Raw genomic sequence first — 16,835 nt, 5'->3', positions numbered from 1 at the left:
GGCTACGGTGCACACCTCCCTGCCGTCTGACCGCCCGGCATGTTGAGGAGCAGATCCGATCCGTCCGGGCCGGAGAACTTGAACTTGACCGTGCAGACGTACATCTGGAAGAAGCTGCCGTACGTGCCGATGCGGATGAGCCTGCGGTACGCGTCGGGCAGATTCTGGAACACCCAGTCGAGGTCGTCCTCGCCCGCCTGGAGTTGCGTCGCGGTGCGGTTGGCCTCGGCGATCGTGCTCTGTAGCGGCGGCCGCGCACCCTCGAGCAGATTTGCGAGATCGCCGGTCGCCCCGGCGATGCGGGGAATGGCGTCACCGATCTGATCGCGGTCCTGGGAGAGGCCGCTCACCAACTGCTGCAACTGGTCGAGCGTCGAGCGGAACTGGTCGCCGCGGTCGTTGATGGTCCCGAGCACCTGGTTGAGGTTCGTGATCACCTCGCCGATCAACTGGTCCCGGTCTGCGAGGGTGTTCGTGAACGAGCTCGTGCTGCCGAGCAGCGAGACGAGCGTGCCGCCCTGCCCCTGGAACACCTGGACCAGCGCCTGAGACAGGTCGTTGACCTGCTGCGGGTCCAGTGCCCGCAGCAGCGGTTTGAACCCGCCCAGCAGGAGGTCGAGATCGAGTGCGGGAGAAGTGTTCTCGACGGGGATCGAGCCGCCGTCCGGGAGCGGTTCCACCGATCCGGCGCCTTCGAGGAGTTCCATGTACCGGTCGCCGACGAGGTTCTCGTACCGCACCGTGGCCTTGGTCCCGTCGAACAGCGAGTACTTGGTGTCGACGGTGAAGTCGACGTCGGCGAGGTTGTCGTCGTCGATGCCCACCTTCTCGACGGCGCCGACGGGAACGCCGGCGATGCGGACCTTGTCGCCGGGCTTGAGCCCGGACACGTCGGTGAATGTGGCGTGGTAGCCGTCGGAGCTGCTGAAACGGTACTGGCTGAACACCAGGGCGAGTCCGGCGAAGATCACCGACATCACCGTCGCGAAGATCAGCAGCTTGACCGTGGTCGCTCGCACAGTCACTGCCCACCCTGCCCCGGGTATACACCCGCGAACAACAGCTGGAACACCTTCGGCAGATGCACCTGGACTTCCGTCGACGGCACGAACGGCACCGTGCCGGTGTCTGCCACGACGAAGTTCGCGTGCTTGCTGAGATCAGGGTTGGGAAGACCGTGGCAGTTCGGCCCACCTGTCGCGTTCACTTTCGGCAGGTCCTTCGGATAGGTGTACGGCTCCTGCCCGTACATGAAGCTGGCACTCAGCGCGATACCCGGCTGATTGCCGCCGATGAGCTGTTCGGCCAGCGGGATCACGTTGTTCAGGCCGACGATGAAGCAGGAGATCTCGGGCGAGTACTCGGCCAGCAGATCCGTCGTCGGCAGCAGCAAGCCGAGAGCGGAGTCCAGGTTCTGCTCGTTCTCGGTCAGGACGGTGTTCGCCGTGTCGGCCAGCCCGGTGACGTTGAGCAGCACGGCGTCCAGATTGTCCTGTTCGTCGACGACGGTGCCGCTGGTGGCCGTCGCGTTGTCGAGCACCCGCAGCAGGTCGGGTGCGGTGTCGGCGTACACGTCGGTGACCTGCGCCGCCTTCGCCAGATCTTGCTGCAGCTGAGGCAGACTCGGGTTCATCTCCGCCAGGTAGCTGTCGCTCTGCTCGAGCAGGGCACCGAGTTCGTCACCCCGCCCGTGCAGCGCCGAGGAGATGGCGCCGAGGGTGGCGTTGAGCTTCTCCGGCTGCACCTTGGCCAACACGTCGGACAGATGCTGGAAGACCGTGTTGAATTCGACGGTGACGTTCTCGGATGCGATGACGTCCCCCGATTGGAGAGGGGTGGACGACGGGTTCTCCGGCATCACGAAGTCGACGTACTTGGCACCGAACACGGTGGTGGACTTGATCTCCACGGTCGCGTTGGACGGGATCAGCGACATCATGTCGGGGTACATCGCCAGCTTCAGCTCGGCGCCGTCCGTGACGTGTTCGATGGAGGCGACGCGGCCGACCTGGACACCGAGGAGCTTGACCTTGGCGTCGGGTTCCATCACCAGCCCGGAGCGATCCGACGTCACGGTGACGGGCGTGGTCTCGTCGAACGTGCCGTTGAACATGGCCAGTGACACACCGATGATCGCGAGAAGACTCACCACGAGAACGAGTGCCGCGAGCTTCTTCTTCCCACTCGAATCAGTCATCTACCGGCACTCCTATCCCGAAAGGTTGAAGTTGCCGGACCCGCCGTAGATGGCGAGCGAGATGAGCAGGGTGACGGTGACGACGGCGATCAGCGAGGAGCGCACTGCGTTGCCGACGGCCACACCGACGCCGACCGGGCCGCCCGAGGCGTTGAAGCCGTAGTAGGTGTGGATGAGCATGATCGCGATCGCCATGACAATGGCCTGGGCGAACGACCACAGGATGTCCGTGGGTATCAGGAACGTCGAGAAGTAGTGGTCGTACACGCCGGACGACTGGTCGTACAGCACGACGGTCGCGAACCGGCTCGCCATGAAGGACGCGATCACCGCCAGGGCGTACAGCGGGATGATCGCGATCATGCCCGCCATCACGCGTGTGCTGACCAGGTACGGGATCGACGGGATCGCCATCGTCTCGAGCGCGTCGATCTCCTCCGACACGCGCATCGCGCCGAGCTGGGCGGTGGAGCCGGCGCCGATGGTGGCCGCCAGCCCGATACCCGCGATGACCGGCGCCGCGATGCGCACGTTGATGAACGCCGCGAAGAAGCCGGTGAGTGCCTCGACGCCGATGTTGCCGAGCGAGCTGTATCCCTGCACCGCGATGGTGCCACCTGTGAACAGGGTCAGGAAGCCGACGATGACGACCGTTCCGCCGATCACCGCGAGCGCACCGGTGCCCATGCTGATCTCGGCGATGAGCCGCAGCGTCTCCCTCGGGTAGTGCATCAGAGCGCGGGGCGCCGAGCCGATGGCCCGCGCGAAGAACAGTGCCTGCTCACCGAGCCGGTCGATCGAACGGGACGCCGACGCGAACCGTCTGCGAGTTCGGGGAAAGCGCCCGGCCGCCGCTAGTGCCATCTACTCCACCACCAAGTCGATCACCCTGCCGTCAGTTTGATGCCGACGGCGGTGACGAGAACGTTGACCACGAAGAGGGCCATGAACGAGAACACGACGGTCTGGTTGACGGCGTCACCGACGCTCTTCGCGCCACCCTTGACGTTCAGGCCGAGGTAGGCGGCGACGAGGCCGGCGATCATGCCGAACAGACCGGCTTTGACTTCCGAGATCACGAGCTCCCCGAAACCGGTGAGCAGCGTGATGCCGTTGACGAACGCACCCGGGTTGACGTCCTGGATGTAGACCGAGAAGACGAAACCGCCGAGGATGCCGATGGTGCAGACCAGCCCGTTGAGCAAGAGCGCCACGACGGTCGAGGCCAGCACGCGCGGCACGACCAGGCGGTGGATCGGATTGATGCCCAGCACCCGCATCGCGTCGATCTCTTCGCGGATGGTGCGGGCGGAGAGGTCTGCGCAGATGGCGGTGGCACCCGCACCCGCGACAATGAGCACGGTGACGATGGGGCCGACCTGGGTGACGGTGCCGAGAGCGGCGCCCGCGCCACTGAGGTCTGCCGCGCCGATCTCGCGCAGGAGGATGTTGATCGTGAAGCTCACCAGCACCGTGAACGGAATGGCCACCAGCACGGTGGGCACCATCGAGACCCGGGCGACGAACCACGCCTGGTCGACGAACTCACGACGCTGGAAGGGCCTCGAAAAGACTGCCCTCAACGTTTCGCCCGACATCGTGAAGAACCCGCCGACCGCACGCAACGGCACCTCGAGGAGGTCTACCATCCGTCCTCCTCGTCCATGATCTCGCCCAGCACCGACTGTCAGTTCGAGCCCAGCCCCCCAGCGGTCTGTGACTCAGGTCATATTAACTAGAACGTGTTCACCTGTCAAAGGTGGTCGTTCATCAGCAAGAATCGTCCCACATTCAGCACGCCCCGAGGGACGGATTCGACCGAAAATCCGGGCGTGTCGCCGCCCGACCGAGCCGGGCAGTTCGTGCCGGCCGGAAGCGCGGAGCGGTGACGCTAAGGCGTTATAGCACAAGAACTTTAGATGAATATCATCACGTAAGGCCGAGCGTGGGAATCGTCTATGCGTCCAATTCTCATGGTCGCACGCGTCCGCTGGGCGCCGGCGCTTCGGGAGTGTCGCAGGCAAGGGTGATCGAACCGGTCGACGACGGAAAACTAGAACACGATCTAGTCAAATCCGGCACGCGTTCCACAACCCCTCCACCGTCACCCGGCCCCGCTCCGCAGCTGTTCAGTTGCCTTCAGTATCGCCCATCGCGGACGCATTACCTGCGGAAACGATACGCAAACCCGCTTCGTGTCGATTCTTCGCCCCGCGGAACGCGGATCAGCCCAGTTCGCGCAGCGCCGCGGAGGCCGAGAACATCGCGGCCGGATCCCGGTCCCCGAAGTAGGTCCCGAGTTCCGCCGCGAGCGCACCCGGCGTCCACCGGCCGTCCGCGGCATCGAAGCGCCGCTCCACGACCGGCGCCGCCATCAACGCAACCATCGGTCCGTAGACGACGAAGACCTGACCGTTCACGGAGTCGGCGGCGGGCGATGCGAGGTAGGCGACCAGCGCGGCGACATGCTCGGGCGACAACGGGTCGATCCCCTCCGCGGGGGCCTCCCCGAAGACGTTCTCCGTCATCGACGTGCGGGCCCGAGGGCAGATCGCGTTGGCCCGGACGCCGTACCGGGAGAGCCCACGGGCGGCCGACAGGGTGAGCGCGGTGATGCCCGCCTTGGCGGCGCCGTAGTTCGCCTGCCCCTCGGGGCCGAGGAGCCCCGCCTCGGACGAGGTGTTGACGATGCGCCCGTACACGGGCGCGCCCGCCTCCTTCGACCTGCCCCGCCAGTACGACGCGGCGGAGCGGCACAGCAGGAAGTGGCCGCGCAGATGAACTTTCAGCACCAGGTCCCAGTCCTCGTCGGACATGTTGAACAGCATGCGATCCCGCGTGATGCCCGCATTGTTCACCAGGATGTCGAGGCTGCCGAGCCGGCTCTGCGCCGCCTCCATGATCGCGTCGGCGGTAGACCGCTCCCCGATGTCCCCTGCCACGAACTCGACCTTCGCGCCCAGGCCCCGGATCTCCTCCAGGGTTGCCTCAACGGCCTCGTTCGCGGCCAGGTCGTTGACGACGACCGACGCACCCGCGCGGGCCAGTGCGATCGCCTCGAACTTCCCGAGGCCGGACCCGGCACCGGTCACGACGGCGACCTTGCCGTCCAAGGTCACTTCGCGGTCAGCCACAGCATTCATGAACACGCTCTCCTGGTTCTGTGCGCTCGCCGGACGTCGTGAACCACGGCGCGGCGGTAGGTCGACGTCACTGTAGAACGTGTTCTCATTCCGGGCAACAATCCTCAGGGGTGCTCGGTGAGCGCCGCCCTCGGACACTGGGCGATCGCCGTACGCACGTCTTCCTCCCGGTCAGCGGGAGGAACGGCACTCGTGATGTGCAGCTGATCGTCGTCGTCGAGCTCGAAGATGTCGGGTGCGATCCCCACGCACACACCATTGGCCTCGCAACGGTCGAAATCGACTCTGACCTCCATGGCAACCCTCACTTCATCTCGTCTCGTCACTCACGGATCCGGGTGCGGCCGGGCTGTGGCGCACGCCGTTCCTGCGATAACACTAGAACCTGTTCCAGTCGTGTGCAATGATTCGTTCCACGACTGCGGGCACGCCCACCGGGCACGCTCCGGGGCCGGCCCGAGCCGACTCCGCCGATGCACCGCAGAGACTGGAACCTGTGCCAGATTTCAGCTGATTTCGCTCTCGGACCGGAGAGGTATTTCGATGCACATCACGTACACACCGCAGCAGCAACAGCTGCGGGAAGAGCTGCGCGCGTACTTCGCGAAGCTGATGACGCCGGAGCGTCGAGAGGCACTGGCCGCCACCACCGGCGAATACGGCGAAGGCAACGTCTACCGTGACGTCGTCGCCCAGATGGGCAGGGACGGCTGGCTGACACTCGGGTGGCCGAAGGAGTACGGCGGCCAGGAACGATCCGCCATGGAGCAGCTGATCTTCACCGACGAGGCGGCCATCGCGGGCGCGCCCGTCCCCTTCCTCACCATCAACTCGGTGGCGCCGACGATCATGCACTTCGGCACCCCCGAGCAGAAATCGTTCTTCCTTCCCAAGATCTCGGCCGGCGAACTGCACTTCTCCATCGGCTACTCCGAGCCCGAAGCGGGCACCGACCTCGCCAGCCTCCGCACCACCGCGGTCAAGGACAGCGACGACTACGTCGTCAACGGCCAGAAGATGTGGACGAGCCTGATCGCGTACGCCGACTACGTGTGGCTCGCATGCCGCACCGACCCCGACGCGAAGAAGCACAAGGGCATCAGCATGCTGATCGTCCCGACCACCGCCGAAGGCTTCTCGTACACCCCCGTCCACACGATGGCGGGACCGGACACCAGCGCCACCTACTACCAGGACGTGCGGGTGCCCTCGTCCGCGCTCGTCGGCCCCGAACACGGCGGCTGGGCGCTGATCACCAACCAGCTCAATCACGAACGCGTCGCCCTGACGTCCGCCGGGCCGGTCCTCACGGCCCAGCGGGAGGTGCGCGAATGGGCGCAGAACACCAAGCTGCCGGACGGTCGCCGCGTCATCGACCAGGAATGGGTGCAGATCAATCTCGCGCGCGTCCACGCGAAGGCCGAGTACCTGAAGTTGATGAACTGGGAGATTGCGTCTTCCACCGACCACGCTCCCGGCCCGGAGGCGGCGTCGGCGAACAAGGTGTACGGCACGGAGTTCGCCACCGAGGCGTACCGGCTGCTGATGGAGATCCTCGGACCGTCGGCCACGCTGCGGCAGAACTCCCCGGGTGTCCTGCTGCGTGGGCGGCTCGAGCGGATGCACCGGTCGTCGCTGATCCTCACGTTCGGCGGCGGAACCAACGAGGTGCAGCGCGACATCATCGCCATGACCGCCCTCGGCCTGCCCCCCGCGAAGCGTTAGGACTACCACCATGGACTTCACTCCCACCGAGGCCCAGCAGGATCTTGCCGGGCTCACCCGAGGAATCGTCTCGGATCTCGTCACCAACGACCGGCTGCGCGAACTCGACGCGGCGGAGGATCGTCTCGATCGCCGGCTGTGGTCCACGCTCGCGTCGTCGGACGTCCTCAGCGCCGCGCTGCCGGAATCGGTGGGCGGCGACGGTTTCGGCGTCCTCGAGCAGTGCAGCATCCTCGTCGAACTGGGCCGGGCCGTGGCGGCGGTCCCCTACCTGTCGTCCATCGTGATGGCGGCCGGGGCGATCGCGCAGTACGGAAACGAACAGCAGCGTGCCGACTGGGGCACTCCGGCCGCGCGGGGCGAGAAGATCCTCACCGTGGCCCTCGACGAGGAACTCGGCGACAACCCGGCCGCGCCGACGACCCGTGCCGAACCCGGCGCGGACGGCTGGACGCTCGACGGCACCAAGATCGTGGTCGACGCGGCACCGTCCGCCGACCTCTTCCTGGTCCCGGCAACCACCCCGGACGGGGTCGCGGTGTTCCTCGTCCGCCCCGACGACGCCGGGGTGACCGTCACCCGCCAGCAGACCGTCGACCTGGCCAGCGTCGGTGAGGTGACCCTCCGCGGAGTGTCGCTGACCGGGGACCGCCTGCTCGGCACCGTCGAGCAGGGCAGCGAGATCGTCGACTGGATCGTCGAGCGCGGCACGCTCGGCGCGTGCGCGTACCAGTACGGCGTCCTCGACCAATCCCTGAAACTCACCGCAGCCTACGCCCGGGAGCGAGTGCAGTTCGGCCGGCCCATCGGCAGCTTCCAGGCGGTGGCCCAGCGACTCGCCGACGGCTACATCGACGTGAAGGGCGTCCGGCTCACACTGTGGCAGGCGGCGTGGCGGCTCAGCGAGGGACTGCCCAGCGAAGGCGACGTCCAGACCGCGAACTTCTGGGCGTCCGACGCCGGACACCGGGTGTCGCACACCCTCGTCCACGTCCACGGCGGCGTCGGACTCGACGAGGACCACCCCGTGCACCGGTACTTCCTCGCCGCCAAGGCGCTCGAGTTCCGGCTCGGTTCGGCCACGCAGCAGTTGCGGGTCCTCGGCGCCGAACTGGCCACCGTCCCGGCATGACCACCACGCTCGCCCGCACGGTGGCGGACCTGCTGCTCGGTGTCGCGGATTCCGGCGCGCAAGGCCTGTACTTCGAGGACCGGTTCGTGTCGTGGTCCGAACACGTGCGGGCGAGCCTGCGGCGCGCCACGATTCTCGACGACCTCCTCGACGCGCAGCGGCCACGGCACTTCGGGGTTCTGATGGACAACGTCCCCGAGTTCTCCCTCCTCGCCGGGGCCGCGGCGCTGTCCGGCGCCGTGCTCGTGGGGCTCAACACCACCCGGCGCGGGGAGGCTCTGACCCGCGACATCGCGCTGGCCGACTGCCAGGTGGTCTTCACCGAATCCGGCCGGTCCGCCCTGCTGGACGGCGTCGACCCCGGTGTTCCCGTCGTCGACGTGGATTCACCGGCATGGTCCGATCTGCTCGCCGAGGATCGCCCCGACTTCACCACGAGGGCCGCCGCGCCCGAGGACCTGTTCATGCTCATCTTCACGTCGGGCACGAGCGGCGACCCGAAGGCGGTGCGCTGCACGCACGCGAAGATCACCGGACCCGGCGTCATGCTCGCCGAGCGCTTCGCGCTGTCCCCGGACGACGTCGTGTACATGTCGATGCCGATGTTCCATTCGAACGCCATGATGGCGGCGTGGTCCGTCGCGCTCGCGGGGCACAGCTCGATTGCGCTGCGGCGCAGGTTCTCCGCGTCGAACTTCCTGCCCGATGTGCGGAGGTTCGGCGTCACGTATGCCAATTACGTCGGAAAGCCGCTGTCGTATGTGCTGGCGACTCCCGAACGGCCCGACGACGCCGACAACACGCTGCGGGTGATGTACGGCAACGAGGGCTCCGCGCCCGCGGTCGCGGCGTTCGCGCGGCGCTTCGGTACCGCGGTGATCGACGGGTTCGGCTCCACCGAGGGCGGCATCGCCATCTCCTCGACACCGGAGGCGCCACCGGGTTCTCTGGGCAGGCTCCCCGAGGGTGTCGCGATCCTCGATCCAGACACCGGAGATCCGTGCCCGCCTGCCGAATTCGATACTGCCGGCCGGGTGGTCAACGCGGAGGCCGCGACGGGTGAACTCGTCAACGTCGCGGGGTCGGGGGCGTTCGCGGGCTACTACAAGAATCCCGGGGCCGACGCCGAGCGGATCCGCGACGGAAAGTACTGGAGCGGCGACCTCGCGTATCGGGACACCGACGGGTTCGTCTACTTCGCGGGACGCAGTTCCGGGTGGCTGCGCGTCGACGGCGAGAACCTCGGATCGGCGCCCATCGAACGCATCCTCCTGCGGTACGACGGCTTCGCCCAGGTGACGGTGTACGGGGTGCCCGACGTCGCCATCGGGGACCGGGTGATGGCGGCCGTCGTGCCGACCCGGGATTTCGATCCCGTGGCGTTCGCGGACTTCCTCGACGCGCAATCCGATCTGGGGCCGAAGCAGCGCCCGAGTCTGATCCGGGTGTGCGCGGAGTTCCCGCGGACGGCCACGTTCAAGGTGCTCACCCGCGTGCTGAGCGCCGAGGCCACGGGATGCACCGATCCGGTGTGGGTCCGCACCGGGGACCGCTACTCCCCCAGGTGAGTGGCACGGTGTGCTGACGCACACCGTGCCACTCACCTATCGGAAGCTGTCGAGGCGGGAGACCGCCGAGTCGAAGCCCTTGACCAGTTCGTCCATCACCTCGGCCACCGGCCGGATCTCGTTCATCCGCCCGACGATCTGCCCCACCGGCATCGCCACGACATCCGGGTTCTCGGACGCGGCGATCCGCTGATGCGCCTCGCTGACCAGCAGGTTCTGCAGCGGCATCGGCAGCGGGGCGGGCGCGTCCGGCTTCGACCAGGCGTCGGTCCACTTGGTCTTGAGCAGGCGCGCGGGTTTGCCCGAGTAGATCCGGGACCGCACCGTGTCTGCCGACGTCGCCCCGAGGAGGGCGCGCTGGATCGCGGACGGGCCCTCCGCCGACGCGCTGCCGAGTTTGTACTCGGACGTGGTGAGCCAGTACGACCCCATCCACACCCCCGCCGCGCCCAGCGACAGCGCCGCGGCCACCTGGCGTCCGCTGCCGATACCACCGGCCGCGAGTACGGCGGCGGAATCACCGATGGCATCGACGATCTCGGGAACCAGCACCATCGACGCGATCTCGCCGGTGTGCCCACCCGCCTCGTATCCCTGCGCGATGACGATGTCGACACCGTTCGCCACGTGCCTGCGCGCGTGCTCCACGGCGCCGGCCAGCGCGGCCACCGGAACCCCCTTGTCGTGGGCCTGGTCGATGACGTCCTTCGGGGGTGAACCGAGCGCGTTGGCGATCAACGCAATTCGATGATTCAGAGCGACGTCCACGTGCGACCGCGCCACCGAGTGCAGCCAGCCGAGCACACCGGTCGCGTGTTCGGCACCCGAATCCAGCGGCGGCACACCCAGTTCCGACAGGGTCCGGTCGACGAACGCACGGTGTTCCGCGGGGATCAGCGACTCCAGGTCCACCGACGTGCCCTCGGTGGGCACCTTCGCGGGCATCACGATGTCGACGCCGTACGGCTTGCCGTCGGTGTTTTCGTCCATCCACGCCAGGACGGCCTCGAGTTCCTCGGGATCGTTGAACCGGACGCAGCCGAGCACTCCCAGACCGCCGGCTCGGGAGATCGCTGCGGCCACGTGTTCGGACGGTGTGAACCCGAACACCGGGTACTCGATGCCGAACTTCTCGCTCACACTCGTATGCATTTACGCGCCTTTACTTTCGGGCGAACCATTGCCGTTGTGGTCGTCGGCCGGCCGGGTCTCGGTCTGTTCCTTCGCCCAGCGATAGTCGGGCTTGCCCGCCGGCGAGCGCTTGATCTCCTCGACGAACCAGAGGCTGCGCGGAACCTTGTATCCCGCGATCTCCTTGCGTGCCGCGTCGGCGATCTCGTGCAGACTCGGGCGCGTCGCACCGCGCGTCTGGATGACCGCGGCCACCCGCTGGCCGAAGCGTTCATCGGGGATGCCTACCACCAGGGCGTCGAAGACGTCGGGATGCGACTTGAGTGCGCCCTCGACCTCCTCGGGGAAAATCTTCTCGCCGCCACTGTTGATGGACACCGAGCCGCGGCCGAGCATCGTCACCGTGCCGTCCGCCTCCACCTGCGCGAAGTCGCCCGGGATGGAGTAGCGGATGCCGTTGATCTCCTTGAACGTGGCCTTGGTCTTCTCTTCGTCCTTGTAGTAGCCGATCGGGATGTGCCCCTTGCGCGCCAGGATGCCGACCACGCCGGAGCCGGGCTCCACCGGGTTGCCGTCCTCGCCGAGCACGGAGGTGGACGCGTCGATCTTCACCGTCGGGCCGCCGCCGTGCGAGTCGCCCTTCGCGACCACGCTGAGGCCGCCGAAACCGGTCTCGGACGAACCGATCGAGTCGGTGATCATCCGGTTCGGCAGCAGTTCGAGGTACTTCTCCTTGATGCTGGGCGAGAACAGCGCCGCCGAACTCGCCATCAGGAACAGCGACGACAGGTCGTAGGGTTCGCCGCTCGCCTCGTTGCCCTCCACCAGCGCGTCGAGCATCGGGCGCGCCATCGCGTCACCGGTGATGAATATCAGGTTGACCTTGTGCTGATCGACGATCCGCCACACGTCGTGGCCGTCGAATTCGGGGTGCATGACGCACTTTCCGCCGCCGAACAGACTCTGGAACACCGCCCACTGGCTACCGCCGTGGATCATCGGCGGGATCGGAAAACGCGTCATGCCGGGGCTTTCCGCGCCCAGCTTCGCGAGATCCCACTCGTCCTCGACGTATTCACCGGTCATGAAGTTGATGCCGCCGCCGAGCACCCGCCAGACGTCCTCGTGACGCCACATGACGCCCTTCGGCTTCCCGGTGGTGCCACCGGTGTACAGCATGTACAGGTCGTCGTTGCTGCGCTCGCCGAAGTCGCGGTCCGGGGAACCCTGCGCGAGCGCCGCCTCGTATTCGACACCCTCGTAGTCGAGATCGGTGCCGTCCTCGACCACGACGGTGGTCTTCAGGAGCGGCGTCTCGGGGAGCACGTTCGACACCTTGTCGGAGTACCGGCGTTCGTGAACGAGCGCGACCATGTCCGAATTGTCGAAGATGTATTGCAACTCGTTCTCGATGTACCGGTAGTTGACGTTCACCATCACCGCACGGATCTTGAAGACCGCCACCATGGCCTCGATGGCCTCGATGCGGTTCCGGCAGTAGATGCCCACCTTGTCACCGGGCCGGACACCTTGTTCGCGCAGGTAGTGGCCGAGGCGATTGGCCCGCTCCTCCATCTGCGCGTACGTCACTTCCCGGTCGTCGGACACCAACGCGACGCGGTCCGGAACGAGGTCGATTGCGTGCTCTACGAGGTCTGCGATATTAAGGGCCACGTCAACAAAGTAGAACGTGTTACCGTTTCTGGCAAGACCCAATTTGAGAGCCAGCTCACACACCCTTCGGGAGACTTCAGTGTCCTCTACAACGACCGAGAAATCCGACATTTCGGCACAGTCGCCGCACTGCCTCGTCGAGAAACGCGGGCACGTCCTGATCGTCACGATGAACCGCCCCGAGGCGAAGAACGCGCTGTCCGGCGAAATGATGACGATCATGCGGGACGCGTGGGATCAGGTCGACTCCGACCCGGACATCCGGGTCGCCATCCTCACCGGCGCCGGCGGCGCCTTCTGCGCCGGCGCCGACCTCAAGGCCATGACGTCGCAGCACCCCGGCGACTCCTTCTCCGGCGCGGGCGAGCGGAGCGAGGGGAAAAATTCGGGCTGGGACCTGTCCAAGATCGAGGCGCTGCTGAAGGGTCGGCGCCTCACCAAACCCCTCATCGCCGCGGTCGAGGGTCCCGCCATCGCCGGCGGCACCGAAATCCTGCAGGGCACCGACATCCGCGTCGCCGGTGAGAGCGCCAAATTCGGTGTCTCCGAGGCTAAATGGGGACTCTTCCCCCTCGGCGGCTCCGCCGTCCGCCTCGTCCGGCAGATCCCGTACACCGTCGCAGCCGACATCCTGCTCACCGGACGTCACATCAAGGCCCCCGAAGCCAAGGAGATCGGCCTCATCGGACACGTCGTCCCCGACGGCCAGGCCCTCGACAAGGCCCTCGAACTCGCCGACCTCATCTCCGCCAACGGCCCCCTCGCCGTCCAGGCCATCCTGAAGACCATCCGCGACACCGAAGGCATGCACGAGGAAGAGGCCTTCCAGATCGACGCCGCCCTCGGCACCGAGGTCTTCACGAGCGCCGACGCGAAGGAAGGCCCCCGCGCCTTCTCCGAAAAGCGGGCGCCGAAGTTCGAGGGCCGCTGACCCTCCCCTTCCCTCGCCGGGCGAATGTACCTTTCAGCGCATCTGAGGCGCCGAGAGGTACATTCGCCCAGCGTGTGAGGGTTATCCACAGCCCCTAGTTATCCACAGGCCACACCAAAACGCCCGGTGACCGAGACTGCCGCCGACGGCGGGTGGGCCATGATCGACTCCATGCGACGCGCAGAGTGGGGGCATCGCCTCGAAGACCTGTACGGAGTGAGCCGGTCCGGAATCATCCGCACCGCCGAGTTGAGGCGGTGGGGTGTGTCGAATTCGGCGATCGACGCTCGATGCCGTCCGGGCGGGCCGTGGCAACGCCTCCTTCCGGGCGTCGTGATGCTCGGCAACGGCCACCCCACTGCGCGTCAGCGTGCAGTGGCCGCGATCGCGCTCAGCGGTGAGAACGCCGTCCTCACCGGTCGTGCCGCGCTGCACGAGTACGGCTACGGAACGTCGTACTCCGGTGATGCCCACGTCCTGATCGCCACGCACCGGCGCGTGCAGTCCACGGGATTCGTTCTCGTCGAACGTACGACGCGGTTGCCGGCACCGGTGACGCGCAACGGTCTTCCCTGCGCACCGCTTCCGCGCGCGTTGCTCGACGCGGCGCGACGGTGCCGCACCCTCGACAGCACTCGATCCCTCATCGCCGAGGTGGTCCAGCGGGGCGAGGTGAGCGTCGCCGAGCTGATCGCGGAGTTGGACTCGGGCAGCGGCCGAGGCGCAGCGCTCCCCCGCGCCGTACTGCGCGAGGTGAGCGCCGACGTCCACTCGGTGTCCGAGGCCGAGGCCCGCAGACTGTGGCTGCGGAGCGGACTACCCCCAATGGTCTTCAATCGCAGGATCGTCGACGCCACCGGACAGTTCATCGCCATGCCGGACGGCTGGATCGACGAGGTCGCGTTCGCGTGGGACATCGACTCGCTCGACTGGCATCTCGCACCCAAGGCGTACAAATCGACCGTCGAGCGCCGCACCCGGATGCAGAACCACGGCATCATCGTCCTTCCGACGCTGCCGAGCGCTGTCCGCGACGACCCCGACCGCGTGATCACCGACCTCCGGTCGCACTACGAACTGGCGTCGTCCCGCCCCCGGCCGGCGGTCCGGATGCTCGACGCGCGCGGGTGAACGTACCTTTCAGCGCCTCAGGTGCGCCGAAAGGTACATTCGCCCGGCGCGCGGGAGGTCAGGGGCGGGGGCAGAGGGCGCGCGGGGGCAGAGGGACGAGGTCAGCCGAGGACCGCGGAGGACAGTTCGCGGACGTGGTCGGCGTCGCGGCAGGAGACGAGGAGCATGGTGACGCCGGCGTCGGCCCAGCGTTTGACGTCGGCGCGGACTTCGTCGACGTTGCCGATGATCATGGTTTCGGTGACCATCTCGTCGGGGACGACGGCGGCGGCGTCGTCTTTGCGGCCTGCGCGGAAGAGGCGTCCGATTTCTTCGACCTGCTCGCCGTAGCCCATGCGGGTGTAGACCTGGGCGTGGAAGTTGAGTTCGGGGGCGCCCATGCCGCCGACGTACAGGGCGGTGATCGGTTTGAGGCCGGCGATGGCGGCGTCCCGGTCGTCGGTGACGATGACTTGGCAGGTGGCCGCGACTTCGAAGTCCTCACGGCTGCGTCGGGCCCCGGGGCGGGCGAAGCCTTCGTCGAGCCATTCGTTGTACATGGGGGCGAGGCGGGGTGAGTAGTAGATGGCGAGCCAGCCGTCGGCGATCTCGGCGGTGAGTGCGACGTTCTTGGGACCTTCGGCGCCGAGCCAGATCGGGATGTCGGGGCGGAGTGGGTGGGTGATGGGTTTGAGGGGCTTGCCGAGGCCGGTGCTGCCGGGACCGGTGTAGGGCAGGGGAAAGTGCGGGCCGTCGCTGGTGACGGGTTCCTGTCGCGACAGCACCTTGCGGACGATGGAGACGTATTCGCGGGTGCGGGCGAGCGGTTTGGTGAACGGCTGCCCGTACCAGCCTTCGACGACCTGAGGTCCGGAGACGCCGAGTCCGAGGATCGCGCGGCCGCCGCTGAGGTGGTCGAGGGTGAGGGCGTGCATGGCGGTGCTGGTGGGTGTGCGCGCGGAGATCTGCACGACGGACGTGCCGAGCTGGACGCGGTCGGTGCTCGAACCCCACCAGGCGAGGGGGGTGAAGGCGTCGGATCCCCAGGATTCGGCGGCGAAGACGGCGTCGAATCCCTCGGCTTCGGCCGCGGCGATCAACTCCGGGGCATTCGTCGGCGGCTGTGCGCCCCAGTATCCCAGTTGCAACCCGAGCTTCATCGTGTGCCTCCGCATCGACCGTCGTCAGAAGTGACCCTTGCCACAAACACTAGAACCTGTTCTACTCGAAGTTGTGAGCATGGGAAAGAGCGCGGTGGCCGAAAAATTCTCGAACGAACCGTTGAGCGCCCCGCTGAAACTTCAATTCGACTACACCCGATCGGTGGGCCCGACCGTCGGAGCCTTCGTGACCGCGCTGCGCGACCGCAAGGTCATCGGCGCCCGCGGCTCGGACGGACGCGTCTACGTCCCACCACCCGAATTCGACCCGAACACCGCCGAACCCCTCACCGATTTCGTCGGGGTTTCCGACGCCGGGACCGTGGTGAGCTGGACGTGGATGCCGGAACCGATTGCCGGACAGCCACTCACCACCCCGTTCGCGTGGGCGCTGATCAAGCTGGACGGCGCCGACACGTCGCTGGTGCACGCCGTGGACGTCGCCTCCCCCGCCGGGATGAGCACCGGTATGCGGGTGCGGGCGCGGTGGGCGCAGGAACGCGTCGGGCGGATCCAGGACATCGTGTGCTTCGAACCCGGGGAGTCGACCGGCGAATCCGGACCGTCGTCGGAGTCGGAACCGGTCACGATGGTCACGACGCCGATCGATCTCGACTATATGCACTCCGCGTCCGCCGAGGAGAGCTTCTACCTCCGAGGGCTGAAGGAGGGCAAGCTGATCGGTGGCCGCACCGGACCGGGCGGCAAGGTGTACATCCCGCCGCGCAGCGCCAACCCCACCGACGGCATCCCGACGAAGGAGCAGGTGGAACTGCCGGACCGGGGCATCGTCACGACGTTCTGCATCGTGAACGTCCCCTTCCTCGGGCAGCGGATCAAGCCGCCGTACGTCGCCGCCTACGTGCTGCTCGACGGCGCGGACATCGCGTTCCTGCACCTGATCCTCGACTGCGACGCCGCCGACGTGCGGATGGGCATGCGCGTGGAGGCCAAGTGGAAACCGCGCGAGGAGTGGGACTACACCCTCGAGAACATCGAGTACTTCAGGCCGACGGGCGAGCCCGACGCCGAGTACGACACCTACAAACACCACCTGTAAGGGC

At 67.0% G+C, this 16,835-nt stretch carries 15 protein-coding genes; 6 read left to right on the top strand and 9 right to left on the bottom strand.

Annotation, left to right across the window (positions count from 1 at the left end; all coding sequences use genetic code 11):
• Positions 1-2: 2 nt before the first annotated feature.
• The 6 genes from I1A62_RS33540 to I1A62_RS33515 all read right to left on the bottom strand — a co-directional run bounded on the left by I1A62_RS33540 (position 3) and on the right by I1A62_RS33515 (position 5,636).
• Entirely contained in the window at positions 3-1,025 is a 1,023-nt protein-coding gene (locus tag I1A62_RS33540) for an MCE family protein (protein WP_257890603.1), read from the bottom strand.
• A complete protein-coding gene (locus I1A62_RS33535) occupies positions 1,022-2,197 on the bottom strand; it encodes an MCE family protein (RefSeq protein ID WP_219456615.1) in 1,176 nt (391 codons plus the stop codon). The genes I1A62_RS33540 and I1A62_RS33535 overlap by 4 nt, the downstream gene beginning before the upstream one ends.
• A 12-nt stretch (positions 2,198-2,209) precedes the next feature.
• Positions 2,210-3,061, bottom strand: a complete 852-nt coding sequence (locus I1A62_RS33530; protein ID WP_072947894.1) for an ABC transporter permease — start codon at positions 3,059-3,061, stop codon at positions 2,210-2,212.
• A gap of 20 nt (positions 3,062-3,081) precedes the next feature.
• Positions 3,082-3,846, bottom strand: a complete 765-nt coding sequence (locus I1A62_RS33525) for an ABC transporter permease (protein WP_015888557.1) — start codon at positions 3,844-3,846, stop codon at positions 3,082-3,084.
• 576 nt (positions 3,847-4,422) lie between these two features.
• The gene (locus I1A62_RS33520; protein WP_219456613.1) at positions 4,423-5,340 is read right to left on the bottom strand and encodes a 3-oxoacyl-ACP reductase; all 918 of its coding nucleotides are present in this window, start codon (positions 5,338-5,340) and stop codon (positions 4,423-4,425) included.
• Positions 5,341-5,444: 104 nt separating this feature from the next.
• Positions 5,445-5,636, bottom strand: coding sequence for a ferredoxin (locus tag I1A62_RS33515; protein WP_072947890.1), 192 nt, complete (start codon positions 5,634-5,636; stop codon positions 5,445-5,447).
• A 247-nt stretch (positions 5,637-5,883) separates the two neighbouring features.
• Here I1A62_RS33515 and I1A62_RS33510 point away from each other — a divergent pair, with 247 nt between their 5' ends.
• The 3 genes from I1A62_RS33510 to I1A62_RS33500 are packed head-to-tail and all read left to right on the top strand — an operon-like array spanning position 5,884 to position 9,765.
• The gene (locus I1A62_RS33510) at positions 5,884-7,065 is read left to right on the top strand and encodes an acyl-CoA dehydrogenase family protein (RefSeq protein WP_219456612.1); all 1,182 of its coding nucleotides are present in this window, start codon (positions 5,884-5,886) and stop codon (positions 7,063-7,065) included.
• 10 nt (positions 7,066-7,075) lie between these two features.
• Positions 7,076-8,197 carry an acyl-CoA dehydrogenase family protein gene (locus I1A62_RS33505; RefSeq protein ID WP_219456610.1) on the top strand — a complete coding sequence of 374 codons (1,122 nt, stop codon included), beginning with the start codon at positions 7,076-7,078 and terminating at the stop codon, positions 8,195-8,197.
• Positions 8,194-9,765 carry a long-chain-fatty-acid--CoA ligase gene (locus tag I1A62_RS33500; RefSeq protein ID WP_219456608.1) on the top strand — a complete coding sequence of 524 codons (1,572 nt, stop codon included), beginning with the start codon at positions 8,194-8,196 and terminating at the stop codon, positions 9,763-9,765. The genes I1A62_RS33505 and I1A62_RS33500 overlap by 4 nt, the downstream gene beginning before the upstream one ends.
• A 36-nt stretch (positions 9,766-9,801) precedes the next feature.
• Here the strand turns inward: I1A62_RS33500 and I1A62_RS33495 are convergent, their stop codons facing one another.
• Positions 9,802-10,917, bottom strand: coding sequence for a nitronate monooxygenase family protein (locus I1A62_RS33495; RefSeq protein WP_219456607.1), 1,116 nt, complete (start codon positions 10,915-10,917; stop codon positions 9,802-9,804).
• Complete coding sequence (locus I1A62_RS33490) at positions 10,918-12,570, bottom strand: acyl-CoA synthetase (protein ID WP_219461563.1); 1,653 nt, start codon at positions 12,568-12,570, stop codon at positions 10,918-10,920.
• Between the two features lie 79 nt (positions 12,571-12,649).
• Between I1A62_RS33490 and I1A62_RS33485 the strand changes: the two genes are divergently transcribed.
• The gene (locus I1A62_RS33485; protein ID WP_219456605.1) at positions 12,650-13,501 is read left to right on the top strand and encodes a crotonase/enoyl-CoA hydratase family protein; all 852 of its coding nucleotides are present in this window, start codon (positions 12,650-12,652) and stop codon (positions 13,499-13,501) included.
• A gap of 171 nt (positions 13,502-13,672) precedes the next feature.
• Positions 13,673-14,632 (top strand): hypothetical protein, encoded by a 960-nt coding sequence (locus tag I1A62_RS33480; RefSeq protein WP_219461561.1) that lies wholly within the window; start codon positions 13,673-13,675, stop codon positions 14,630-14,632.
• Between the two features lie 101 nt (positions 14,633-14,733).
• On the opposite strand, the gene I1A62_RS33475 is transcribed toward I1A62_RS33480, so the two are convergent.
• Positions 14,734-15,771 carry an LLM class F420-dependent oxidoreductase gene (locus I1A62_RS33475; protein ID WP_219456603.1) on the bottom strand — a complete coding sequence of 346 codons (1,038 nt, stop codon included), beginning with the start codon at positions 15,769-15,771 and terminating at the stop codon, positions 14,734-14,736.
• Positions 15,772-15,850: 79 nt separating this feature from the next.
• Between I1A62_RS33475 and I1A62_RS33470 the strand changes: the two genes are divergently transcribed.
• Positions 15,851-16,831, top strand: a complete 981-nt coding sequence (locus I1A62_RS33470) for a Zn-ribbon domain-containing OB-fold protein (RefSeq protein WP_219461558.1) — start codon at positions 15,851-15,853, stop codon at positions 16,829-16,831.
• Positions 16,832-16,835 lie beyond the last annotated feature (4 nt).

Source organism: Rhodococcus sp. USK10, from assembly GCF_019378875.1.
In the GTDB taxonomy this organism is placed as follows: Bacteria; Actinomycetota; Actinomycetes; order Mycobacteriales; family Mycobacteriaceae; genus Rhodococcus_F; species Rhodococcus_F pseudokoreensis.
The sequence above is the reverse complement of the archived record's forward strand: the minus strand, read 5'-3'. Positions and strand labels throughout refer to the sequence as shown.